18 protein-coding genes and 1 tRNA gene are annotated in these 25,980 nt (G+C 45.2%); 5 read left to right on the plus strand and 14 right to left on the minus strand.

The features are described 5' to 3' along the window. Positions 1 to 6: 6 nt before the first annotated feature. Genes QET40_RS04325 through glf form a run of 3 tightly spaced genes read right to left on the minus strand, consistent with a single transcriptional unit; the run spans position 7 to position 3,353 of the window. Positions 7 to 1,089, minus strand: a complete 1,083-nt coding sequence (locus QET40_RS04325; RefSeq protein WP_280125944.1) for a glycosyltransferase — start codon at positions 1,087 to 1,089, stop codon at positions 7 to 9. Beyond that, on the minus strand, positions 1,086 to 2,180 hold the full coding sequence (locus tag QET40_RS04330; protein WP_280125945.1) for a glycosyltransferase: 1,095 nt from the start codon (positions 2,178 to 2,180) through the stop codon (positions 1,086 to 1,088). Before QET40_RS04330 ends, QET40_RS04325 begins: the two co-directional genes overlap by 4 nt. A gap of 30 nt (positions 2,181 to 2,210) precedes the next feature. Further along, a complete protein-coding gene (gene glf, locus QET40_RS04335; RefSeq protein ID WP_280125946.1) occupies positions 2,211 to 3,353 on the minus strand; it encodes a UDP-galactopyranose mutase in 1,143 nt (380 codons plus the stop codon). An 870-nt stretch (positions 3,354 to 4,223) separates the two neighbouring features. Here glf and QET40_RS04340 point away from each other — a divergent pair. The 4 genes from QET40_RS04340 to QET40_RS12535 all read left to right on the plus strand — a co-directional run bounded on the left by QET40_RS04340 (position 4,224) and on the right by QET40_RS12535 (position 11,231). Next, on the plus strand, positions 4,224 to 6,461 hold the full coding sequence (locus QET40_RS04340; protein WP_280125947.1) for a glycosyltransferase: 2,238 nt from the start codon (positions 4,224 to 4,226) through the stop codon (positions 6,459 to 6,461). A gap of 28 nt (positions 6,462 to 6,489) precedes the next feature. Further along, positions 6,490 to 7,431 (plus strand): glycosyltransferase, encoded by a 942-nt coding sequence (locus QET40_RS04345; protein ID WP_280125948.1) that lies wholly within the window; start codon positions 6,490 to 6,492, stop codon positions 7,429 to 7,431. 84 nt (positions 7,432 to 7,515) lie between these two features. Then, entirely contained in the window at positions 7,516 to 10,920 is a 3,405-nt protein-coding gene (locus QET40_RS04350) for a glycosyltransferase (protein WP_280125949.1), read from the plus strand. Between the two features lie 131 nt (positions 10,921 to 11,051). Then, a complete protein-coding gene (locus QET40_RS12535; RefSeq protein WP_345783053.1) occupies positions 11,052 to 11,231 on the plus strand; it encodes a GtrA family protein in 180 nt (59 codons plus the stop codon). 250 nt (positions 11,232 to 11,481) lie between these two features. Here QET40_RS12535 and QET40_RS04355 read toward each other — a convergent pair whose 3' ends face one another. The 6 genes from QET40_RS04355 to QET40_RS04380 form a co-directional block, all read right to left on the minus strand. Then, a complete protein-coding gene (locus tag QET40_RS04355) occupies positions 11,482 to 11,931 on the minus strand; it encodes a hypothetical protein (protein WP_280125950.1) in 450 nt (149 codons plus the stop codon). A 340-nt stretch (positions 11,932 to 12,271) separates the two neighbouring features. Then, positions 12,272 to 12,357 (minus strand) — tRNA-Leu (locus QET40_RS04360). Positions 12,358 to 12,431: 74 nt separating this feature from the next. Then, positions 12,432 to 12,944, minus strand: a complete 513-nt coding sequence (locus QET40_RS04365) for a hypothetical protein (protein ID WP_280125951.1) — start codon at positions 12,942 to 12,944, stop codon at positions 12,432 to 12,434. A gap of 62 nt (positions 12,945 to 13,006) precedes the next feature. Further along, positions 13,007 to 13,900, minus strand: coding sequence for a tRNA threonylcarbamoyladenosine dehydratase (locus QET40_RS04370; RefSeq protein WP_280125952.1), 894 nt, complete (start codon positions 13,898 to 13,900; stop codon positions 13,007 to 13,009). Continuing rightward, positions 13,897 to 14,712, minus strand: a complete 816-nt coding sequence (locus QET40_RS04375; RefSeq protein WP_280125953.1) for a TIGR00282 family metallophosphoesterase — start codon at positions 14,710 to 14,712, stop codon at positions 13,897 to 13,899. Before QET40_RS04375 ends, QET40_RS04370 begins: the two co-directional genes overlap by 4 nt. 7 nt (positions 14,713 to 14,719) lie before the next feature. Next, positions 14,720 to 15,193: a universal stress protein gene (locus QET40_RS04380; RefSeq protein ID WP_280125954.1), complete on the minus strand. Its 474-nt coding sequence runs from the start codon at positions 15,191 to 15,193 to the stop codon at positions 14,720 to 14,722. 182 nt (positions 15,194 to 15,375) lie between these two features. Between QET40_RS04380 and htpG the strand changes: the two genes are divergently transcribed. Next, the gene (gene htpG, locus QET40_RS04385) at positions 15,376 to 17,223 is read left to right on the plus strand and encodes a molecular chaperone HtpG (RefSeq protein WP_280125955.1); all 1,848 of its coding nucleotides are present in this window, start codon (positions 15,376 to 15,378) and stop codon (positions 17,221 to 17,223) included. A gap of 415 nt (positions 17,224 to 17,638) precedes the next feature. Here the strand turns inward: htpG and QET40_RS04390 are convergent, their stop codons facing one another. The 5 genes from QET40_RS04390 to QET40_RS04410 form a co-directional block, all read right to left on the minus strand. Then, positions 17,639 to 18,904 carry an ankyrin repeat domain-containing protein gene (locus QET40_RS04390; RefSeq protein WP_280125956.1) on the minus strand — a complete coding sequence of 422 codons (1,266 nt, stop codon included), beginning with the start codon at positions 18,902 to 18,904 and terminating at the stop codon, positions 17,639 to 17,641. 204 nt (positions 18,905 to 19,108) lie between these two features. Further along, the gene (gene ybaK / locus QET40_RS04395) at positions 19,109 to 19,642 is read right to left on the minus strand and encodes a Cys-tRNA(Pro) deacylase (RefSeq protein WP_280125957.1); all 534 of its coding nucleotides are present in this window, start codon (positions 19,640 to 19,642) and stop codon (positions 19,109 to 19,111) included. A gap of 36 nt (positions 19,643 to 19,678) precedes the next feature. Then, the gene (locus tag QET40_RS04400; RefSeq protein WP_280125958.1) at positions 19,679 to 20,905 is read right to left on the minus strand and encodes a hypothetical protein; all 1,227 of its coding nucleotides are present in this window, start codon (positions 20,903 to 20,905) and stop codon (positions 19,679 to 19,681) included. Between the two features lie 27 nt (positions 20,906 to 20,932). Then, entirely contained in the window at positions 20,933 to 21,892 is a 960-nt protein-coding gene (locus tag QET40_RS04405) for a hypothetical protein (protein ID WP_280125959.1), read from the minus strand. A 196-nt stretch (positions 21,893 to 22,088) separates the two neighbouring features. Continuing rightward, the gene (locus QET40_RS04410; protein ID WP_280125960.1) at positions 22,089 to 25,634 is read right to left on the minus strand and encodes an adenosylcobalamin-dependent ribonucleoside-diphosphate reductase; all 3,546 of its coding nucleotides are present in this window, start codon (positions 25,632 to 25,634) and stop codon (positions 22,089 to 22,091) included. Positions 25,635 to 25,980 lie beyond the last annotated feature (346 nt).

Consider the following 25,980-nt stretch of genomic DNA (forward strand, 5'->3'; position numbering starts at 1 on the left):
TTATCTTCATGATTCATAAATTGATAATCCGAAAATTTTGACAAGTATTTTTCTTTTCGAAATTTTTATTCTAAAAAGTCGTTTATTCCTGGATTGATATTTCTTGTGTATTCTTCTCATTTTTCTTTTGTCTCCTTGACAAAAAATCTGTACCAGTTTTTGTTCCGAGGAAGAAAATATCTTGAATTGCTTCAATACGTCCTCGTGAAAAGAACGGGCAGTACGGATAAGAACATTGTACATCGACGAAACATTTTCAACATAGTCACATGGGGAATAAAGAACAAGCTTCATATAGGATATTTCTCTTTTATAAAGAAAGGCCATAAGAACGGAATGATCCAGGTCTCTATTTTTCATATACTCATTAATTTCCTTACAGCGATCAAAGGGAATATTGATATTTTTGAGGCAACTGGAAGATTCGTTATGTCCAATACGATAATAGTACAGGGGAACATCAACAAAAATTATTTTTTCAGCCTGAGTAAGTACCTGAACTTGAAATAGATTATCGACCCACGCAGCACCGGGATATTCTTTGAAACGAATGTGGTGTCCCCTGAGGAAGCTCGTTTTGTAGAGGCAACTCCAGATGCTAGGATGATAAAAGAGGAATTCTGGGTAATCTGTAATATTGAAAATCTGTGCAGGAGCTTTGCCCGGAACAAACCATTCCTGCCTGCTGTGCTTGTTACCTCTTTGTGTATCAATTTGCTCAAACGAACATTTGGCTATTTGTGCATCGTGTTGTATGATGTTATCCAGAAGTATCTCCATCATATCCGTAGATATAAAGTCATCCGGCTCAATGATAGAAATATATTCACCATGCGCAAAATCTATCCCTCGATTAACGGCTGCCCCATATCCGGAATTGGAAGACTGACGCAGGATCGTAAAGCGAGAATCTCCCTTGGAGATCTCCTCCACCAGTCGCAGGCTACGGTCGGTGGAAGCATCATCTATGATGATGATTTCCAAATTTTCGTATGTCTGACCGGTAATGGACTCCAGACACTGTTCTAAATAGCATTCGACATTGAATACCGGTACGATTATAGAAATTGTTGGAGATAATGCCGTCATTCGTCCATATGGGATTTATTTTTTAATACTCTTATTCCCAATACTTTAACTCTTGTATACGTTCCTGTGGATATCTTGATAATGTTACTTCGATTCAAGAGGTGGAACCAATAAGCAAAGCGGGCTGACTTGGTAAGCAGGAAAATAAACATCCGTTCCCAGGTCGACAAAAATGACGGCTCCCACTGCCCGGAATCCAAACGCTTCAAGACATCTTCCTTCATCCGTTGCAAGAAACCAGGTACAGCATTGAGAGGGATTCTGTTCATATTCCACAAATAACTGTTTACGAACACTTTGTTGGCAACTCTTAAAATCGTTGTTGCTGATTCGCTACCTGGGACGAGACAACGCAGTATTTCATCGTTCTCCACACAGATGCTGAATATTTTTTCTTTGCTGAGAATGGAAGATTGTTCATTGTCTCGGCGATAATGAACAAGACATTCAGGTTGCAACCAAATACTTCTCGCCTTAGCCAGTACCTTAAAGTTAAAACTTGTATCCTGATAGGAAGCACCGGGAGTTTCTAAAAATCGAATACCATGCGTATCCAAAAAATCCTTTCTGTAGATGGCTGACCAAATAGAGGGAGGCATCAGGAATAACCGCGGATGGACGGTAGGGGTAAGAACTGAAACAGTCAGGGTCTCCATTCCCCTGAAGATACCTTTGGGATGTATTTTCCCCTGTTTGTCCCAGTGGTCATAATAATCTGATTTTACTACATCAACACCATGCAACTCTGCAAGATCCACCAATTCTTGATACATCCGTTCTTCGGCAAAATCATCTGATTCAAGAATCCCGATATAAGTCCCCCTTGCTACATCCAGACCAATATTAAGGGTATTCCCATAACCTCGGTTTTCTTTGTCTATCAAATAAATACGAGGATCTTTCTTTTCATGTTCACGTAGGATATCAAGAGAATCATCAGTCGAACCATCATTGATACAAATGATCTCCAGATTTTTGTATGTCTGCTTCGACAGGGAATCCAGACACCTATGCAAATAATCCCGAGAATTATAGACGGGAACTATGATAGACACTAAGGGAGACAAACTTCTGGTATCGTCGCAAAACATAAATGACTTGAAATAGAGGATATTCCAAAATTATCGATTGAGAAAACACTGTTCGAATTGTTCCAGGGCATAGAAAATGGTCTTATCCATATCCCAGTATCGATAACAGCCCAGACGTCCGCCCAGCACAAGATTCGAACATTGACTAGCCTTCCTGGCATATTGAGAATAAATGGCTTGATTCCTGTCGTTATTAATCGGGTAATAAGCTTCCATACCGGGACAATACGTTTGAGAATACTCTCGGCAGATGATGGAAGACGAAGCATTAAAGGCACTTACACGCTCCGGATTATAATGCTTGAACTCGTGAATTCGTGTCCATGGAACATCCTCATCAGCATAATTCATCACAGGACATCCCTGATAATCACCAGTTTCAACGCGTTCGACATCAAATCGCAAACTACGCCAATCGAGAGTTCCGAAACAATTATCAAAGTATTCGTCAATCATACCCGTGTAAATCACTGTACAGTCAGAAGGAACCTGTGACCGAATATCCTTGAAATCAATTCCTGTTCGAACCTCAATGTTAGAGTGTGCCAAAAGTTTTTCAAACATAGCACTATATCCGTCCACGGGAAGACCTTGCCAAGGATCGTTAAAATAGTTTGTATTGTAATTAAAACGAACCGGAAGACGGGTAATGATATCAGACGGCAGTTCGCGAGGAGATTTTTCCCACTGTTTCGCCGTATAACCTTTAATGAAAGCATGATAAAGACTAGGACCAATCAAAGAAATAGCCTTTTCCTCCAAATTGACTGGATTATCAATCGAAAGCGTAGCTATCTCATTCTCAATAAATCTTTGGGCTTCATCCGGTCCCATGGCAGATCTAAAAAACGAATTGATCGTCGCCAGGCTGATAGGCATTGGATAAACCTGTCCACGGTAAACAGTTTGTACAAAGTGGCGATATGGAGTAAAACTTGTAAAACAATTGATATAGTCCCACACCTTTTCCTGTGACGTATGGAAAATATGGGAACCATATGTATGGATTTCGATTCCTGTTTCAGGATCAAACGATGAATGGCAATTTCCTCCGGGATTCGGACGCTTGTCAATAACAAGCACGCGTTCTCCAAGCTGGCTCGCCAGACGCTCTGCCATGACAGCACCATAGAGGCCGCTACCAACAACCAAATATTTTAATCCTGTAAACATACTATGTAGGAAGACTGAAAACACCCCCCTACCACTTCATTATCCGACCTCATCGGACAAAAACGCTGATTGATTGCCAGGGGGACCGTTTCCTGAGTTTTATATTTTCGGATTTGAAGATAGCGGATAAAAAAACCGCCATTAATATCTCTAATATGTTAATATTAATACAATTATAATCAGTATTTATCTAGTTGCTAAATTTTTAGTATGCTTTTTCTCATAAACTTTGCAAAGTTTTCATAAAGAAGAGGAAAAAGAGAATCAGGTATTCTGAAAAAATCATGCAAGAAAAATTTAGGGTAGTCGGAGAAAGCAAACAGGGCAATTTAGTGACAAAATTCCATGTGAGAGAATCCTTACTCTGTCAGGCATCCCCTATGCTTTTTTCATAATCCGCAGATAATAAAAAAATTATGCGAATGAGAAATCATGCTGATTTTAGGCTTGCTGGCGGTTTTTTTATTCGTTAGATTCACACCATCTCTTCTCTGATACTCATCCAGAGAAGCTATGTATTGTTGTTACCTTTTCGAATTGAATGGCTTACTTGTTTCACATATGCACTATTCGTGATGAAGAGTACATCACGAGTCATGAAACAATATTATGCTCATTATTGGACAGGTGGCGTAAAATGATGGACATTGAGATATCTTTGAGTAAGAGAGTGTCTTTTCGAGAGCTCTCTTTCTGGTGGACGATTACCGTTCGGCATGAATTCACCCCATTCCACAGTCTGTTGCGATTTCCTTTATTTGAAACTAGAATTTGTCGACAAAAACGCCTGCTCAGTTCTACGATTGCCAACAACTTATTTTCATAAATTGGGAAAGTATATTATCTCCTTCTAAAGTTATTTAGATCATAATGAAACAAGAATCGGACAAAAATAATCAAATATTTTTCAAAGAGAAACAAAAACTCCCGACAGGAAGAAAAATTTTAAAGTCATTACTGTTTTTAATTCCAATCGCAAAATATCGACGCAAATGGAGGAGGAATCTCAATAAGCCATTATATATACAGATTTCACCCTGTACTTCTCCAGATTCAGACGAAGAAAAAACGTCGAATTACTATGATTTTTATGAACTGCAAGATAACAACGTATTTGAAGAAGAACTGAAAAGGAGTCATGCCGATCTTCTCAGAAGAATAAAGGATCATCTCGTTTCCTATTTGCCTGATGAATATCAGAAGCAAGTATCCATCATCATCCCTGTCTACAATGTCGAGCAATATATTGGTTATTGCCTCGCTACAGTTCTCAATCAAACATTTAAAAACATCGAAGTCATATGTATCGACGACTGTTCTTCCGACCGTTCATTTCAGATTATATCGGAAATTGCTGAAATTGATTCCCGTGTAAAAATACTCAGACAGGAGAAAAATCAAGGACAGGGAATCGCCAGAAATCTTGGTATCCGTGAATCGCATGGAGACTATCTCATTTTCATTGATTCAGACGACTTTATCGATTTCAACTATATAGAAAAACTTTATCTATCCGCCACAACAACGAATGCCGACATTACATCGGCAAAAGTTTTTGTTCGGGATAAAACAGGAATGATACGCCTTGCAACATGGTATGAATATTGCAAAATAGAAAAAAGCGAATACATAGGAGAAAGCGAAAAGATTAACCTTCTCTACAAAAATTCAAACACCGGAGCATGCAAACATTTGTATAAAAGAGAACTGCTGCTCCATCACAATGACATATCCTTTGCCGAAGGTCTTGTTGGAGAGGATCAGTTTTTCAATCTGTGCGCATTTTATCATGCGAACAAGATTGTTCTTTTGGACGAAGATTCCCCCAAGTATTACTACAATACATTTGCCGGTATTTCAGCATCTCCCAGAAAGGAAGATGCCATGTATAAAAAGAAAATTTTAGACCAAATTGATATTTCGAAGAAACTGCTATACTATGCAAAAGATCAATGTTTTTCACAAAAAACATTATTCATTCTTTTAAAGGATACAATTCATATCAATTTACAGAAGCTCGGACTGCTTTCCTCTTCCTTCAAAGAAGAGTACAAATCGCAATTCCTGGCCATGCTTGATACTTTTATCGCTTCTATTATTCCAGACGATATTCCTTCCCAGCATATTCCCGACTCCACGACAGAAGAACCTCCTCCCATTCTTTCAGTAATCGTCCCTGTCTACAACGTTGAAAACTACCTTGTTCCATGCCTTGAAAGCCTTGCTGATCAAACTCTTGGCTCCATAGAAATCATTTGTGTTGAAGATGTATCTACGGATAATTCCCGGAAGATTCTTGAAGAATACGCACTTACGCATCCGAACATCAAAATCATCTATCATGACAAGAACAAAGGTCTGTCTGCGGCAAGAAACACTGGAATCCTGGCAGCCAGAGCTCCGTATGTCGCTTTTGTCGATTCAGACGACACTGTCGCATCTAACATGTATGAAACCATGATGAAGTTCATGCAAGAAAGCGGTGCAGACGTTTCCGTCTGTGGAGTTGATGTCAAATACGATCCAGATTTCCTCTTTATCAAAAATAGTGATGATCAATTCTTTGCTATTGATAAGACTAAATTTCAGAAGATCGATAAATCAGTACTAGCCTCTTGCAATGTAGTCGCCTGGAACAAGATATTCAAAAAATCCATCATTGACCAATATCATCTTCGCTTTCCAGAAGGTCTGGCCTTCGAAGACAATTCATTTTTCTGGAAATATTTTACGCTCGCCAAAAGTGTTTATTTCATAAATGAAAAATTTTATAATTATTACAGAAGAACAGGATCTATAACCGGAAATTCCATGGTTTCTCAACAATCATATATCCACGACAGATTATTTATTATTATTGATATATACAACCATCTGGAAAAATATCACATAATTCATGAATATGCCGATGAATTCTTCAAATTATCCTATAATATCATATCCCTTGTAGATGATTTGTCATCAAGCGACAATAAATTAGCTCTCAGCCATATTACAGCATCTATTTTAAGGAATATTGGAATTGATCGATTTAAAAATGAAATCGATGGAAAAACATATGCCAACCTTACGAAAATCATAGCCTTATCCAACAGCGGAAAATTGTAACAAGGACGATACCTACAACATTATATTCATGCCCGAAATTTCTATCATTGTCCCAGTTTTCAACACTGGAAAATATCTTTCAAATTGTCTTGATTCTATTCTTGGACAAACATTTTCCGGCTTCGAAGTAATTTGTGTCGACGATGGTTCTACCGACGAAAGCGCTGACATTCTTGCAAAATATGCTAAAAACGACAACAGGGTTAAAATCATTACACAGAACAATGCAGGACTTTCAGAAGCAAGAAATAATGGATTGGAAGCCGCATCCGGAAAATATGTCCTTTTTGTTGATTCAGACGATTCTATTCATACTCGAACACTTGAGATTACGCACGCATTGGCAGAGCGGCATACCGCCGATGTAGTATCGTTCTCATATGTCCGAATTGATCACCTTTATAAAGATATTTCACAAATTGACAATTCGAAAGACACTCCCTATAAACTAACGAATAAACCACTCTTTTTTTGTAATAAAAAAGGGAAATGGAGTATCTCTTTTACGGCATGGGGAAAACTATTCCGAAGTTCAATAATTAAGAACAGGAAATTTATTCCAGGTATATACTTTGAAGATTATCCATATATTGTCTGTCTATTGAAAAGCCAGCCCACAACCATCATTCTGCAAACAAAACTATATAATTATACCTATAATCCCTCATCAATTACACAAACAAATGTTACTCCTCGGAAAATTCAAGATTACCATATTGGATTGAATTATATTTACAACGAATGTTTTGGATCGAAAGAATTCAAATTCATTCTTCGGAATATTTTTCCCAATATCCTTAAACAACAATTCAATCTGATTCTACGATCCGAGGAAAGAGGCAAGAAAGTGCTGTGGGAATCTTTTCAAAACGAACTTGTGGATTTGAATAGAAAGAAATGTATTCGTCTTATTGGAAACAAATTGCGGCGCTACATAATGTATAGAAAATTAATAAAAAATGCCAAGTAATATATCCAAATTTTCTCAATAGACAATTCACAGACCAGTTTAATTTTTACCATCTATCAAATTCATCTTTTCCCTTTTCAATTTATGAATCAATCATCTCCAAAAATATCGGTCATTGTTCCCGTCTATAATACGGAACGATATCTACGTCAGTGTCTGGATAGTATAGTCAATCAGACATTACACGATCTGGAGATCATTTGTATCAATGACGGTTCTTCAGACAAAAGTACAGTTATTCTTCAGGAATATGCTTCGCAAGATTCGCGGATCACCATCATTAATCAATCGAACCAGGGATTAAGTGCTTCCCGCAACAATGCCCTGGACATTGCCCAGGGAAAATATGTGGTATTTGTCGATTCGGACGACTGGCTGAAATTAAATGCATTTGAATGTTTATGGGAACAAGCGGATGCCGATCAAGTCGATATGCTCATGTTCCAGGCAAACCTGTACTTTGAAGAAACTCAGGACACACAATTTTATACCTATACGGATTACTCTGCAATTATTCCTGAACATCTCAACGACAAATGCTTCACTTACAACGATTTTTCATCAGATTGGCATGCTTTGTGGAAACTTCCGGTCATGGCATGTACGACACTATGGAATCGAGAATTCATAGAACGTTGTCACCTGCGTTTCCCGATCGGTTTATATTTTGAAGACAATCTCTTTTTCCGAAAAGCATTGTTTCAAGCCCAACGAATCGGATTACGGAAAGAAAGTTTTTATTATTACAGGCAGCACAAAGCATCGATTACTCGGGCAAGAGCAATGCATTTTGATTCTCTCTGCCAGATTATTCTACTCCAGGCAGAATTTATTTTCCGGACAATCCAGGATGAATCTCTGAAACGCAGTTGTCTTTCCCATTGCCTGATTGAACAGTTATACTGGGATTTTTGGGATACCCCTCTGGAAAATAAGAAACGATCTTTTACTATTGTGAAGAAAACATTTCTTGAACTCCTATCCTATTGCAAGGACAACGATTTCTTTAGCGCACTGAATCCCGGTATCCGGGAATTCATTGATCTCATGAAATGTTCCGATAGTGCCCATGAGTTGATGCAGTCCTATTATCGAACAGCATCCGAGATCACGGATCTACTTGCCGAATGGGATTCTTTTTATTACAAACCGGATCCTGGCAACGTCGGTGATGCCCTTATTGCCGTAGCCACACAGGAATTATTTTCCCGTTCGGGACTCTCTCCAAAGGAATACAAATCTTTAGATCATGGTGTTACCTCCTACAATATGGTTTATGGAGGAGGGGGAGCATTCATTCCGGACTGGAATTGCCTGCCATGGTTCATTGAAATCTTTTCTGACCCCAGGATCAAAAACTGCCTTGTTCTTCCACAAAGTGTACATAATTGCGAGCAACTCCTCGCGGTCTTTGATGAACGATTTACCGTCTTCTGCAGAGATTGGACGAGCTTTTCTTATTGCAAATCAAGGAATTATCGAGCCCGCTTCCTGGTTTCCGACGATATCGCTCTATCGATGAATGCAAAAGAATTTCTCGATAAAAATCCATCGGATCCCACATTTGAGGAATTATGTTTCAGACAACGCTTAGAAGATTCTCTCATTACTCTTCCCAATGGGAAAAAAATACTTCTCCTGCTCCGCAGTGATCGCGAAGGAACATTGGGGGCCGACAAAGAAATTTACAAGGGATTCAATACCTTTGACCTATCCGCCTTGCATAGCGATGATTGTGAAAATCCGGAAATCAATAGAAAGTATGTAAAACTATTTCTTTCTCTTATTGACCAGGCAGATATTGTTTTATCCGATCGCTTGCATGGTGCCATCGGATCATTCTTAATGAATAAGGAAGTCTACATGTTGGACAACAGCTATGGCAAACTTTCCAATACCTTTGAGCTTTCCTTCTCAAAATATCCTCATGTTCACTTCCTGAAAGATCCGGACGACTTCCCTTTCTGGCAGGATATGAATCCTACGGCATTTGACTATGACCGGGCCATTGTTCCTCTCAAACCTTTGCAAACCGATAGCAACCATTTCATGGTTGGAGCGCGGTTTATTTCTCCGCAGGGGAATTTCCTTGTGCATGCAGAAATATCCGGCGTCGAACACATCGACCAGATTGAGCCAAAAAGCGATCCATGGATTCGCATGCTGGTTTTCCACATGATGTCCTATGGAGGAAAATTTCATATCAAGGGAACCGTTAGCAAATCTCTCCTGAAAAATATCGAGGAAATGGTCGGATTCTGGTGCAATACTTCTCCTGGGATCTGTTCTCCAATCACCATAATTCCCGAAAATATTTACAATGACGATGCTGTCATTCAATCTTCAAAGAAAGCGTTAGTCTGTTTTTCCGGTGGTTTGGATGCCTGTTTTTCCTGTTACCGCCACCGGAAGGGAATGGTTGGAAACAATAATCTATCCATTCAAGCGGGGCTGATGATCGAAGGTGCTGACATCCCCTTGAACGAACAGGATTTTTTACAGGAATCATGGCAAAATTCCTTGATGATGCTCAAAGATCTTGGAATTGATCAATTGCATTCAATTAAGAGTAATTTCCGTAATTTTCCAATACAACATGTCGTCTCTGGGCAGGAATGGGGGGCATTCACACACATTGCCTGTATTGCCGGTTTGGGCTCCTTCCTTGCACCGTTGTATCCCAACTTGTTAGTTGGCGGTTCCAGAAATTATATCGACTCATTCGTCAATATCTGGGGAAGTAATCCAATTACCGATCCTCTATTTTCATCGGATACTTTCAATGTCCACCTGGATGGGTTGGAATATGGAAGAACAGAAAAAGCGGCTCTTGTATCGAAATGGGAATTGGCAACCCACCATCTCCGCGTATGTTGGGAAAATGTTTTATCTCAAGAATCTCATATCCAGCGCAATTGCGGCAAATGTGAAAAGTGCCTGAGAACGAATCTGAACTTCCTTGCATGCGGTTTTACCCTACCCTGCATGCCTGCAATCACTCCGGAGATGATCGATTCTGTAGCCGGGCAGATTATAAAAATAAAACACCATTATAAGGACATCATCGATTATGCGCATGCACATGGCCGAGGAAAACTTTGGTGGGTAAGTCATCTGGAACGGATCCTGGAAGAGAGCGTCAATCGTGAAAAAGATCAAATCTGTGTGGAATGGTTGAACGAACACCAAGACATGGTATTGCAGATCGATCAATTTCAGGATATTCTCAAAAAAATCCTCGATAGTAATGAAACCTTGCAACAAGAACTTGTCCTGCGATTCTTGAACCATAAAAAATTGTCTGTGAACAATCCTCAGGAATGGACGGACTACTTGCAAGAGTTCCTTGAGGAGAATGCATTATTTTTAGAATGGAAAAATTCGAAGCGAGTCAGAAAGCTTAACAAAATTGTCCGCCTTCTTTCCAAATTCATCATCTTTCCGAAAGCCAGGCGCAAATTCAGGAACTCGTACTTGTTTAAATTCTAAGTCTAAGGCCAATTTACCAACGACTCTGGAGCAACTCAAACAGTGTTTCGGAGGAGAGGCCGTACGTTTTTTTGGTAGGCGTTCTAGCTACGGGCGTCCACTATGGGGTGTATTTGTTGCTGACCCTGTGGATGAATGTGAATGTAGCGTATGGGCTAAGTTTTGTGATGAATTATTACCTGTCAAATTACTTCACATTCAAAACAAAACCAGACGTCAAGAAGGGAATCGGATTTATCGGAAACCATTTGGTGAACTATGGTCTGCATATAGTGTTGCTCAATGTATTTCTCTGGATTGGAGTCGGTTAGTCACTGGCCCCGCTGTTTATGTATGTCCGGTCAACTTTATTCTAGTTCGCATCGCTCTGAAGGGGAAATGTACAGAATAAGCTGCAGAAAAATTCCCCCCTCCTTCCCTCTCACAGGTTGTTGCACGACGGTATGAAGATTAACTTGTACAGAAGGTCCTGCCAATCATCTTCCGGCAGTCGTCCGTCGTCAGCTGAGAAAGGAACGTCACAGCAAAATCCGGACAGCATTTGCTGATACGTCCTGTTATCTAACAGTCTGGGCAAGTGTGCTTTTCCCTGCGTTTTTGAATGTGCTGTTTTACTTCCAGCAACTTTGATACGGCGTCACAAAAAGGAATGGATTTACTGTCTCTCTTTTCCTGCTCCATCCCCATCCGAACAAGACGTCTGATTTCCGATATATCATTCACCTGTTCCAAAAGCGGTGCAAGCTCCTTGATAACCACAAAGACATCAAGCCCATAAGGTTCCAGAATATGCTGTGCTTCCCTTAACAACTGCGCTTCAGATGCAGAAACCTGAAACACACTGCCGTCTTCTGCATTTCTTCTTCTCCTCACCTGAGCAGCAAAGGCATTGCCTTCCCTCTGTGTCGTGAAATAACGATTTTGTCTCTTGCCTGTTTCCGACAACTCAGCCGGTATGGAAACACGGTAGATCGTTTTCCTCTTTTGGGCCTTGCGTTGTTCGTCAAGCACGCATCGTATGACGGAAGGTTTGGACATCGCCCCTTTGTAGCACATTTCGACGACAGGTCATGTCCTGAATCTCGTCACTCCCGGAAAGAAGTCTTCAAAAACAGGAAAATAACGGAAATGTATATGAAATGCCCTGCAAAAATGTTTCTTCAAAATTCAAAGCTTCACATACCGCTGTAAACGAGTCTTTTGGAAAGCGATTTCGGCTACCAATGGCTACCAAACGTGTTCCGAATTTTGCGAATTCGTGCCGATTTTTGATAATGACTCTAAATTGGAGAGCTCGATATTTTGATAAAGGAAAGCCCCTTAATTCTTTCGAATTAAGGGGCTTATCAGTTGGTACTCGAGAGGGGGCTCGAACCCCTACGGTTTATCACCACTAGATCCTTAGTCTAGCGCGTCTACCAATTCCGCCACCCGAGCACTTGGGTGTCGCCAGTCGGCGGAAAGATTTATATCTTCTCTAGCCTGTTTTTGCAAGCTCTTTTTGAAAAAAATTAGCGAGTTTCTGAGGAGAGAGGAGGTGGCATGATGATGGGACGGAGGCTAACTGCTTCATCAGAACGACGTTCTGATGGTTTGAAAAGCCAGCCGGGATTTTTGTCGATCAGTTCGTAGCCGGTCAGTCTGAAAACAGGGAGTTTGAGATTGGAATTAGGTTCGTAGGCTGTTTTTCCGGTGTAACGGCCATAAATGCGGTATTCGTAGTTGTCGTCGAAGGCAAAGGAGGGTGAGGAACCGACTTCCGGATAACGGTCGGGAGCCAGTTTGACACTTTCGTCCATGATGACGAGTTGGGCATCTCGCCAAGAAGAACCGGGCTTACGTAAATAACCCCAAAAACGAGTTGCCGGAACATGATAGCGACGGCCAATGTAATAATTGCCTTTAGGTTCGGCGGAAATGGCTTGTTCTCGCAAGGCAATAGCTTGCTGGTCTTTCAACATGGTATTACACTGCGTCAAAGGGAAGCAGGCCAAGGAGAGGGTAAAGAGGAGCAGTTTTTTCATGGACGGGACGGGTATGATACGTGTTGCAGACGGAGTCAAGGGAAGAAGATGTCCTAAGTCTTTCATTCTCCGTCGGAAGTTTTGCTACAATAATTGGAGTTCCCGGGAATTTCAATGTCAGAGGAATCCGGATCGCCATGCGATGGAGGTGCCTCTTCTACCGATGACCCGTGTTTCCTGGATTGCTTTTCTAACAGTCGCAAGGCTTCCCCGGCAGCCATAAGTCCGAATGTCCCCGTAATGTGGGAAACGGAGCCGAAACCTGCATCGCAAGCCATACGACCATGGAATCCGGGGTCTCTCTGGCAGGAGGTACCTCCATCGCAGGTGGGATAAACAGGCTTTTCCACTGAAAAAACACAGGGAATGCCCAGCTTGCGTTTCTTTTCATGAAATGGCATTCCGTATTCATGTTTGAGAATTCTGCGAAGGCGGGACAGCAGCTGGTCCCCTTCCGTCCGAGCGATATCATCGACACGGATCATGGAAACATCCCGGCGCCCTCCGGCTCCGCCACATGTGACGACAGGTATGCCTTGATGATAGCAGGAAGCAATAAGGTGAGATTTGGATGCCATGGAATCAATGGCATCTACGACAATGTCAGGGTGTTCCTCCCAAAGAAGTTTTGCATTCTTTTCCGTGTAAAAACAAGCCATCCGCACAACTTCGGTCTGTGGGCAGATATCAAGAATACGGTCAGCCATGGCATCTACTTTCATTGTGCCATAGGTGGAATGCAGAGCATGCAGTTGGCGATTGGTGTTGGTCACGCAGATATCGTCCATATCCATCAGGATGATGGTACCCACGGCGCTGCGTGCCAATGCTTCTGCTACCCAGGAACCTACCCCGCCAATCCCGATGACGGCAACTCTGGCTTGACGAAAGTAATCATAGGCAGGGGTGCCATACAGACGGCCGATCCCGCCGAAACAATCCACTGGTGTTGTCATGAGGCATGCAGGTCGGATTTTTCTACCATTCTCTGGATGCGTACGATATCCAAGGCTTTTCCTGTCTGTTCATCTACGCGAATGACTGCTCCGCAAAGGCGCACAGGCCATCCGGCGACGGGAAACTTGGTCGGCATGGAAGTGCGGAATCTCTTGATAATGGGTTCTCTTTCCCTCCCCAAGACACCGATGGAAGGGCCGCACATGCCGGCATCCGTCAGGTAAGCCGTCCCCTGTTCCAAAATGATTTCGTCCGCTGTCTGGACATGGGTATGGGTTCCTATGACGGCAGAGACCAGTCCGTCCAGGTTGTAACCGGTAGAGACTTTTTCACTAGTTGTTTCCGCGTGTATATCTACGAAGATAATGTTCGCTTTTTCTTCCTCACGCAGGCGAATGGCTTCCGATTCCCCCAGTTGGAAAGGATTCTCCAGTGGAGGCTGGATGAAAGACCTCCCTTGAAGTTGCATGACGGCTACCCTGCCCTTCGGCGTATCCAGAACGATGCTACCGTTTCCGGGCGTACCTTCGGGATAGTTGAGAGGACGTAGAACTTTCGCATCCCCCAACTGGAGCCAAGGAGCTAATTCGGGCTGATCCCAAACATGGTCCCCGGTAGTCAATACATCGGCACCGGCCGACAAAAGTTCTTGAGCCAGCTTGGGAGTCAGTCCACGACCGGCGGCAGCGTTTTCAGCGTTGGCAATCGTTACATCCACGCCAAATTCATGCTTAAGTTCCGGCAACATATGCATGAAGGCCTTGCGTCCGGGTTCCCCGACGATGTCCCCAACAAACAGGATTGTAAGCATGAACGGATTATTTCTTCTTTTTGGCGACGGGAATCACCAGCACGGGCAAGGGGGAATTCCTGACAACGGATGTGGCGACGCTGCCCACCAGAACGCTTTCCAAGAAACCACGACCATGTTTACCGAGGACGATTAGATCCATCTCATGTTCCTGGGCGTAATGGATGATGGATTCACCCACCTCAAATTCGTCACTGATAATTTCTTCCACCTGGACACCGGAGAGCTGATGAAGTTTTTCCGCATAGGTGTGAAGGTATTTCGAAGCACTCAAACGAATCACGGTACGTTCCTCCGTATCAAGAACAGGATACGGGATATCGTCCGGCAGTACTCCCGTCACTTCATAGCAAATACTGGGTTCCAGGATATGGAGCAAATATACGATCGTGTTTTCCTGCGAGCAAACCAAATGGGCGAGTTTTTCCACCACCTGGTCAGAGGCATCCGAAAAATCAATGGCAACAAGTACTTTTTTCATGTCACCACATTATCATCACGATCCATACTTTGCATCAAGAAAATGTTCTCAATTCAGAAGAAAACGTTATTTTTCATCATTTCCCGTCTCCTACCTGCTTATGACGCAATATAGGTCTTCACTTTTGAGACTTTTCCCTGGCATTAATGTCTCAATTACCATTCATATTTCTCCAGACACACATGAGTACTTCAACACATACATTCCAGGCAGAAGTCCGGCAGTTGCTGGACATCGTCATCCATGCTCTTTACAGCGACCGTGAAATCTTCATCCGCGAGCTGGTATCCAACTCATCCGATGCACTGGAAAAACTTCGTCTCGTCCAGCTCAAGAACGAGGAAATCTACCAACCGGACAAAGCTCTAGATATCTCCGTCACTACTGATGAAGAAAAACGTACCATCACTATCGCCGACACCGGGATTGGCATGACTCGCGACGACCTTGTCGAAAATCTCGGCACCATCGCCCACTCCGGTACCAAAAAATTCCTCGAAGCCCTGAAGAACGCCGAAGGCAATGCCGACCTTATCGGCCAGTTCGGTGTCGGGTTCTACAGTTCTTTCATGGTTGCCGACAAGGTGGAAGTCTACACGCGTACCTGGCATCCCCAGGGAGAAGGCCTCGTCTGGACCAGCGACGGACGCGAAGGATATACCATCGACACCGCTGAAAATGTCGACCGCGGCACTCGGATCGTCATCCACCTCAAAGAGGAATATGCCGATTTCGCTAAAGAATACCGAGTCCGCGAAATCCTCACCCGATATTCCAACTTTGTCCCCTTCCCCATCGAGTTCAAAGGGGAACGTCTTAACACCGTCCAGGCCATCTGGACCAAGTCCAAGTCTGACATCAAACCCGAGGAGTACGACGAATTCTTCCAATTCATTGCCCACACCGATGAGAAACCCCTCTCCTACATGCATTTCAGCGCCGATGCCCCCATCGCCCTGAATGCCTTGCTCTTCATTCCCAAGGAAAATCCGGAAAGCTTCGGTTTCGGACGCATTGAGCCCAATGTCGCCTTGTATTGCCGACGCGTACTTATCGACTCCAAGCCGGAGGGGTTGCTGCCCGAGTGGCTCCGCTTCCTCCACGGTGTCGTGGACAGCGAAGACCTCCCCTTGAACATTTCTCGCGAAATGCTCCAGGATAATTCCCTGATTCGCAAAATCAACGACATCCTCACCAAGCGTTTCCTCAAACACCTGGAAAAACTTGCCAAAGACCACCCCGATACCTATAGCGACTTCTACTCCAAATTCTCCCGGTTCATGAAGGAAGGAGTAGTCACTGCCTGGGCTTACAAAGAAACTCTCGGGAAACTCCTGCGTTTCGAATCCACTTTCACCGAACCCGGAAAAACAACCTCGTTTGAAGAATACGTCTCCCGCATGAAGGAGGACCAGAAGGATATTTACGTCCTCACCGGAGAATCCCGTGGAATGATCGAAGCCAGCCCCTATCTCGAAGCTTTCAAGGCTCACGGGTTCGAAGTCGCTTTCTTCACCGACCACGGCGACCAATTCGTTCTGGATTCCCTGTCCAGCATCGACGGCAAACCCCTCAAAGCCATTGACCGTTCCGATGTTACTCTTCCTGACAGTGGCACAACCTCGACGGAAGGAGATCTGCCTGAAAACGAAGCAAGTTCCCTTCAGGAATGGCTGGAAAAACTCTACGAGGGTAAATTCGGTAAAATCACGTTCGGCAAACGCCTCGTCTCCGGTGCCGCCGTCGCTCTCCATGGCGCCGACGATATGAACAATGAACTGCGGGAATACATGAAAGCCATGGGACAGGAGGTTCCGGAATCCCATCCGCAGATTGAGCTCAACCCGAAAAACGACCTTGTCCACCGTCTCGCAACCCTCCGTACGGAAGATCCCGATCTGGCCAAGCTTGTTGCAGACCAAATCACCAACACAGCCCTGCTCCGCGCCGGTATGCTCACCAATCCTGCAGACATGGCACAGTCTTCCCAAGCACTCCTCGAGAAACTCCTTTTGAACAAGAAGGACTAAATCCTCCTCATAACAAAGAGTTCCATTCATTTATCATACACAGGCTGCATCCATTTTTGGATGCAGCCTATTTTTAATTCGGATTACTTGAAAACTTCATTCCGTTCTTGGATTGGAGGCTCTACATACGACGACGAAATAAAGGGAAACGTAGAAACCTAGACAGGCTCGGAAAACATAATAGATAATTGGTAAGAGCTAACTCGAAGCCAATTGGATTCTTTCAAATCGAGAAATTGTGATATCTTTCGAAGTAGAAAATAGTTCGCTTAAATTAAACTCCACCTTATAAAAACAACCCCTGTTTCTCAACTTCCGGCGAAGGAAAATTGAAAAACAGGGGCGGAATGTCTATTCTATTTGTAAGGAAGTATGGAAAAAGAAAACAAATTTCCTTAAGAGAAGAGGAAGCCGTTTACTTTTTCTTTTTGGGAGAAAGGAGTTTGATAAGTTCGGGGTGACCGAATCTTTCAGCATAGACAGCTGCGGTATCACCAGCAATATCCTGTGCAGCGGCATCAGCACCATGGGAAATAAGCAATTGGACCGTTTCACGATTGCCTTCTTCACAAGCAAACATCAAAGGAGTCATTCCTTCAATGTTCTTGACGTTCAATTCGGCACCTCGGGAAACCAAAACACGGGTTACTCCAACGAAACCCTGATTACAGGAATACATTAAGGCGGTGTCCCCATCGACATCGGAATCATTGACTTCCGCCCCTTGATCAACCAAGTATTTCACGATGGCATGGCTACCGCCTTCACTGGCATACATCAGGACAGATCGTTTGCGTTTGTCACGGATCTTCCAGTCTGCGCCACAATCGCAAAGGGCATGCACAATATTCGCGGCGCTCAGAGAACAAGCCATCATTAAGGAAGTGACGCCATTGTTATCGGCAGCATCTACGTCTACTCCCAAACCGAGGACCAGGCGGACGGCGTCTATATTCTTGCTCTTGCAGGCCATCATCAAAGGAGTCAATCCATCGACATTCCGAATATCAATATCCGCCCCAGCATCCAAAAATCTTTGGATAAGCTCCACATTGCCCAGCCTGCAGGCAGTCAACAAAACTCTACCGCCTTCCTGTTCCGTTTCATTCACATCGGCATCCAGGTCGAGGAGAAAATCGATCATTTCCATGTTTTCAGAAATGCTGGCGCACATCAGAGGAGTAACACCTTCGTCTTCACGATCATTCAGATCTGCCCCCTGCTTGAGAAGCATGCGAACAATCTCGACGTCTCCGCCTATACAGGCATACATCAGCGCAGTAAAACCGCTATCGTCACGAGCCTCGAAAATGGCTCCTTGATCCAGAAGAAGACGAACGATACCCCTCCGAGCACTCCGACAAGCCAACATCAAAGGTGTAGTGCCTTCTTTACTGCGGACATTAACCTTGGCGCCGCGCTCGAGTAAGAGGCGTACAACTTCTTCACAGTTCTCTTCATCTCCTTCTTCGCACATAAGCATCAAAGGAGTGAATCCCTCGGGATCTCGTCCATCGACATCTTCTCCTTGGTCAAGCAACTGCCGGATCTCATCTATGGAATAGAAAAGGCATGCGGCACCCAGCTCCGTCATTTCTCCTTCGTCCTCCTGGGTCGGTTCATCCGTCCAATCTTTATCGGGATCGAACATGAAGATAGAATCATTCTCTTCTTGGGGCATATCGTCTTTTTTCATCGGCGTATCGTCGGGTATGTTTCCTTGCTGAGGTCAGTAATATCCCAACTTCTTTTGAATTTTTCCAGCTTTTTCCATTACAGCACTTAACTTTTTTCCAAAAACCTTTAGAAAAAAAATTTATTAACACCTAATTTTCAAATCATTATACACAATTGCAGATGATTTGTCATGCTGTAAAAAAAATCGTCACTCCCCGGATTGCGATTTTTCCATCTCTCCCACACTGATTGTTCCAGCGACAACGTCGGCAAATTGAGCACTGGTGACACGGAGCAAATCTTCCGGAGCAAGTTCAATCTGCAAACCGATCCGTCCACCGCTAACAATAATCGACTTACGATGATTTGCCGAAGAATCGATCACTGTGGGATACTTCTTTTTCATTCCGATTGACGTACAACCTCCCCGGATATACCCAGTCACAAAGTTGATGTCTTTGACGGGAATCATGGCAAGCGATTTGGTACCGACAACTCGGGCTGCTTTCTTCAGATCCAGCTCCATGGCAATCGGGATGACAAAAACATAGTATTGTCGGGGAGCACCTTCCGTTACGAGAGTCTTGTAGAGTTTTTCCGGAGGTTGATTGAGAGAACGTGCCGTATGAAGAGCATCAATGAATTCTCCGCATTCATACGTGTAATACCGATAGTCGACACTCCATCCGTCCAGGATGCGCATCATATTGGTTTTGATCTCCTTATCCTTGTTTTTAGGCATGGTGTCAATCACCCATTCCAACGCTTACCACCTTATTTATTCATAATGGCGGATCACGTAGTTTTTCATGCTTGTCGGAAGCGAGGGAACAGTAGGATCACGCTGAATAAGAAGAGTTGTCAACAAAACGGCTTTTTTGTGTTCCGTTCCCGGTTCGTCCGTCAAAAAGTGTTTGACGGCAAAATGAGCCAATGTCAGTTCGCAGCTCAAACTTTCCGCCTGAAGACGGAAATGACGAAATCCTTGGTCGTACATGGCTTTCACCTCCCCTACGGTCAAGGTCAGAGGTCGCGAACCTAACGGGACTTTCGGATCCAGGAAGCCGGCATCCTGCAAGTATTTCTGTCGTTCAAGCTTATAGTCAACATTCAAAGGTTCTCGGAGAATTTTTCCAAGAAGCTCCAGATGCTTCCGGCGGACCTGGCTTGAATCCAACCATGTATCGTTGACCGTGATTTCGAATTTCTTTTTATCGCGCAATTTGGAAAGCAATTCCGTATTGATTCCATCCCGGGGATCCAAAGCAACACGGTCATAACGCATGGAGAGGTTATTGTACCATTGGGCCGTACGGAACTTTTCCTTAATATGGAAATTCGCGGCCAGGCGAATGCGGAGTCCCGGGAAATTGGCCCGTACGTGTTTTGCCAAAAGCGGGGAAGCCACATAAACGCCATTGAGGCGATGGGGATTACATTCGGCAAGAAGATTGATCATGCCGTTGCACAAGGTATCGCGCATATCCGCCGGCGTCAGGAACGGATTGTCGAAGTACAGGAAGACACCCACTTTTTCCTTCACGTAGGCTTCGATGGTAGCTCTGATTTTGTTGGGAGCCATAAGAGGCTCCGGGGTAAACCAGTTAAGTGCCCATAAACAGGGAGGGCATCCGCTGAATTCCGGTAATTTTACTTCCGGCGTTTTCAAGAGCATGAGAGTGCCCAGTACCCCCATACAAAGCTTGTCCCACCGGAATACACCGCCGATGTTCCAGTCAGCCAGCGGCATGTCCGAACGGAACAGATATTGCAGGGATTCCGGTTTGGCTTTCACAGACGGCTTTCTGACAGGCCTGTTCTGGGGTTTGTCAACAGAAGGCGCCACCGTTTTTTTGCCAGGGCCTTTCTTCGTGTTTTGAGTTGCCGGATTCACCTGGGCAACACTTGCCTGTTTGCCGGTTTGAGATGAACGGGCCATCTTCGCTTTGCCCTTAGGGGCGGATTTGCCTTTGCCTTCTTCGGAGGGAAGAGATGTTTCCTTCATGTTTATTGCTTCCTCTCGATATGATGATTAAATGATTTCGCGCATGGATTCCAGAAACCGGATGATGATAGCATCTGTCGATACGGGGGAACCGTCATCCTTTTTCAAGATCAACCGCAGCAGATCCATGATCTCCCCACCGGCATTGCCAAGGCCGCGTCCCTGTATTTTGAAGCGGCGGAATCCCATGTCGTACAACGTTTTCATCTCTTCGCGGCTTAACTGGGTCGTGCATTGGGAAGAGGTTCCCAGAAGGACATCGATTTTGGCGCATGCGTTCTTATTGCGCAAGTCATCGAAATTATCCGTATGCCCCAAAAAGTTCAGTGCCATTTTGGAAAGAGATTCATAGTGCTTATGCCTGATGGCGCACTGGCGGGCACAGTTCTCGTTGACGATTATCTCGTATTTGTTTTTGTCCTCCAATTTTTCAAGCAACTCGTAGTTGTCGTTATCATTGGGGTGCAGCATCACCTTGTCGTAGAGGTCGGCCAGGCGCTTGTAATAGTCGAGATTTCCCCCACCTTTTTCCATAGTTACCTTCAGAATGGAAGAAACGGTTTTGACTTTGGGATAACGCTTTTTGATGTACTGATAAAGGAGATCAGATGACATGATCACTCCGTTCTCCCCTGTCGGATTGACGCGTTCGGCTACTTCCAGAAGGGAGTTACCCAATGCCTCTTTCAAATTCTCCTCGGTCAGGAACGGATTGGAAAATGTCAAATCCATGGCAACCTTACGTTCCTGCCACGATTTGATACAGAGTTCCAGTTCTTCCCCGGAACGGAGCAAATGCGGCAGGACGCGACCGCTGTTCCATGTTGACAACGGAGATCCATGAACCAGGGAAAAGGGTTTTAATCCGAAATGATTGAGAAAGTAGTCGTGGAAATAGATCAGCTCCCGGTCATTGGCAAAGATACCGGACACATCCCAAATGGCCTCCGGCCAATCATCGTTGCGTATATCGATTGCAGGTTTCACAATTTGTCTGAAAGGTAGTATATGATGGTTTTAACGTACATGAATCGTTCGGTTCAGTTCAAGAAAAAAGAAGCCCATCATTTGTGTCTCGGAGCCTCAAGGCGTTGTCTTCCAAAGAACGGACCATACTTGATAATAAAAAAGGAGACCGTCCTCAAACGGCCTCCCTGAATGGTAAAAAACCAACATGCAAGGGTTATTCCCCACAACCGCCATCCTTGTATCCACAAGAGCGGCACACCTTGCATTTGCCATCCTGCACATAGGAAAGCGAGTGGCACTGCGGGCAGATGGCGGCACCGTTCAGACCGGAGTCAATGGCAGCATTCCGGTTTTCTTCCTCCGGAGCAGGAGCCGTGGAAGCCGGGGCTGATATCATACGCGGAGGCAGAGCAGTCACCTGAGCGGCATCCAGCGTATGCATCAGAATGCTTTCACTGGAAATGGCAAAAACGTCGCGTAACCGATATCCATGGCTTTCCGGGAAGAGCCATGCGAGGATCTTGGCAATCAAGTCCACGACAGAAGCACAGGAACGGATCTCCGTACAGGTATCCCCATCCGTATCATCCCCGACGCGGCAAAAACCGGACGGTTCAAACGAATAATTGCGGAACCCCTTGACCACTTCCTTCAACGGTACTCCGAATTGAAGAGCAGTAGAAAGAAGTTTGCAGTAAGCTTCAAACATCCCGGAGGCAAAGGAACCAACCTGCCCCAAACGTCCGAATACTTCACCGCAGGTACCGTCGGTGTAAACTCCGACCGTAAGGTAACCGGTCAACTGTCCTCCCACAGAGAACTTGACGGTCTGTCCCAAGCGACGACCGGGAAGTTTCCTCTGGCGTGGCTTGGAGGCTTCGGCAATAATTTCATCAATAGCTTCCTGGCCTCCGTCGACCAGCTGCTTCCAAATGTGGTCGGCTTTAAAGCGGCGCGTTTCCGGGGTATCCACCACATAAACGGCATTAGCCTTGGAACCGGCTCGGAAAATGGCGATGCACTTGACTCCCAGGTCGTGAGACAAGACGAGGGAATCGTAAATGTCCTTTTCCGTAGCGCTCACAGGCATATTGACCGTCTTGGAGCAAGCCCCCGAAATAAACGGCTGCAAAGCCCCGAGCATCAAGACATGACCGGAGGGGGCTATGGCGCGCACGCCGTTTCCATTGGTCGCAGCACAGTCAAATACGGCCAGATCCGACTTTTGGAGCCACGGGATGGATTCAATGTGCGCAGCGCCGTTGACAATGATAAGCTCATCGGCTGACAACACGGGCATGTTGGAAGGATTGGTGATGTAGGTCACCTTCTCCAAAATTTCGGTACGGGTTTCGGAACCCTTCAACAGACGACGCCATGCGGCACGTACCGGACCGGCTTCATCGCCACAGGGATCCAGGATCAGCTGGGAAACGACATCGTCCATACGACCGCCGCAGGCACTGAGCAGGCCATCGATACCGGCAACTTCAAAAGAGGCTTCAACAACATAACTTTCGTCATATCCCAATGTCCGGAGACCTTCCAAAGCAAGGCGATTGAACATTTTGAGGGAACCGCCTCCTGCAAGCTGCTTCCATTTGACGAGAGTGTAGTCCGGCTCAATGGATGTCGTTCCTTCATCGTAACACCCCAGCGGAGCTGAAATCGTCCCGGTAGGAGCCATCACAGACACGAAGGAATTGCGGTAGGCCTTGGCCTTAACGACCTTATCCCAAAGTTCGGAAGCCTTTTCCTGCAGTTCCCGGGCACAAGCCACACGGTCTGCATTCATGCGGGAAGGAGCCTTGAAACTGCGTAAATAGGCATTGAGGGCGTAAGCGGCATTCAGTCCTTGTGCTTCAGGCAACGGACCGTCTGCCTTATCCATAATGCCGGAGATAATCTTTTCTGCATCCTTGTCCGTTTTGATCCCGGTGATGGAAGAAGCAAGCTGCTGGGTAGCGCGGTGCAGGCGGAGAACAGCCTTCAGGTCATTCTTGCTTTCCGGGTATTCGATATAAGAACCCAACTCGGCTCCCATTTCCGCGGAGGCAGTCCAGCAGGCTGCGGTCAACAGACTACACAATTGGGAAGCAATCCAGCGGCCTTCGTCGGAATCGTAAGGTACACCGATAGCCATCAGGGCTCCTCCCACATTGGCATATCCGATACCAGTCGTGCGGAAACGGTAAGTACCCTGCGCGATTTCTGGAATCGGGAATCCGCCGCGCTCTACATTCAAGTCGGCACAGACCATAGCCAGACGGGCAGCATGCACGAGAGAGTCCGCATCAAAAGAAACGGAGCCATGTTCCTTGCGAAGGAAGCGGTAGGCATTGAACGATGAGAGGTTGCAACTCGTATTGTTGAGGAAAACGTACTCGGAACAGGGATTGGAGGTTGTGATGTCTCCAATGGATTTGACGGGATTCCAAAGATTGATCACGTCATTGTTATGTACGCCGGGTTCACCGTTTTCCCAAATAGACTTAGCCATGGATTCCAGAAGTTCCTGGGCACGAAAGGTTTGTTCGATGCGGGAGGGATTCGTCACCCAACGGGTATAGGTATTACCGTTACTGGCATGAGCCTGCCAGAAGTCGCCCTTCAGGGAAACGGAATGGTTGGCATTCTGGTTGGAGAGGGTTTCCCCATACAACAAGGCGTCCATGTGCGGATCGAAACTCTCATCCGTCGTCAACGGCAAAGATAGAATCACGCGGGCAGCCGTCTTTTCCGCAGGGGTACCGGCAATAAGCTTGGTTTCAGCCAGGCGCTTGAGTTCCACATGGACATTGTGTTCACGAAGAATAACCTTGGCGACATCTTCCTGACGGTTCTTCACATTGATGAAATCGAAGATATCAGGATGATCGCTGAACATCAGCACCATGCGGGCGGCACGGCGCGTTTTCCCCCCGGACTTGATAGCTCCGGCCATTCTGTCCCATCCACGATCAAAGGAAATAGGACCGGACGAACGCCCCTTGCCGCTGATAGGCTCGCGGGAAGAACGCAGAGACGAAATATTGATGCCGACACCGGAACCGGACGCAAAAATACGGCCTTCCGTCGTCAGGTGTTCCAGAATATCCTCCATACTGTCTCCCACTTCCGTCAGGAAGCATGCGGAACATTGCGGATATTCGTAAGTCGACTGCAGGGTATAGGTCTGAAGGTTTTCCTTCGATCCCTTGGTATGATAAGACTTATTGCCATGACCGGAGTAAGAGTCGCGAAGATCCGGACGTCCCCAGCGCCACTGTTCCCAATGCCCGATATTAAACCAGACCGGAGAGTTCGGAGCCCAAATCTGCTTGATAAGCATAGCTTTCAGTTCTTCATTAAACACTTCGGCGTCTTCCAGATCGGCAAAATAGCCTTCTTCCCACCCCCACACCGTATAAGTATTGGCCACACGGTCAAACACGTTGCGGAAACTTTCCTCATACTCGGGAGTACCGGGAACACTGCCGAACAAGTATTTGTCAGCCGTAATTTTGACGGCGTTGTCATCCCAATGGGCAGGAGCTTCCACCCCCAGGCGTTCATAAATAGGCTTGCCCGTTTTCCAGTCCATGATACGGACATCGCGACGTTCCCAAATCACTTCATCGTAGGGGAACACCGAAGGAGAGGAAAATCTCCTGGTAAATTTCAGGCCGCCCAGTAGATCTTTACGTGGAGGAAGGACGATTTCCTGCCCATTGCGCAATTTCAGCACAGTTGTCGTTGGTGCGGAGGGAGGGGTACTCATTTCTGTAGGCTCTTTTGGAGTAGGTGAAGGTTGAGATTGATTAGGCAAAAAGGATAGCTGTTCGTTATCAGAATCTTTCATGGCCGAAGGGGGGGATGGCAACCGGTTTCCGGATTGCAGTAGTGGCTTCTTCTATCGAATCTTCATGGAGAGGAAAAGAAAAATATTGCGTGACTCCTTTTGTCGCACCACAATATATAGTATATTATCAAGAAGTCTCAACGTTTTCCGACGAGGGAGATCAATCCATGGGATGAATTTTTTTCATCACATCCAAGAGAAAGCCGGAAGGAGTTAAGGCGGGAAATGAGCTTGAAGAAAAATGCCAGTTCATCATCATGGGAAT

This window comes from Akkermansia sp. N21169 (genome assembly GCF_029854675.1).
Lineage (GTDB): Bacteria > Verrucomicrobiota > Verrucomicrobiia > Verrucomicrobiales > Akkermansiaceae > Akkermansia.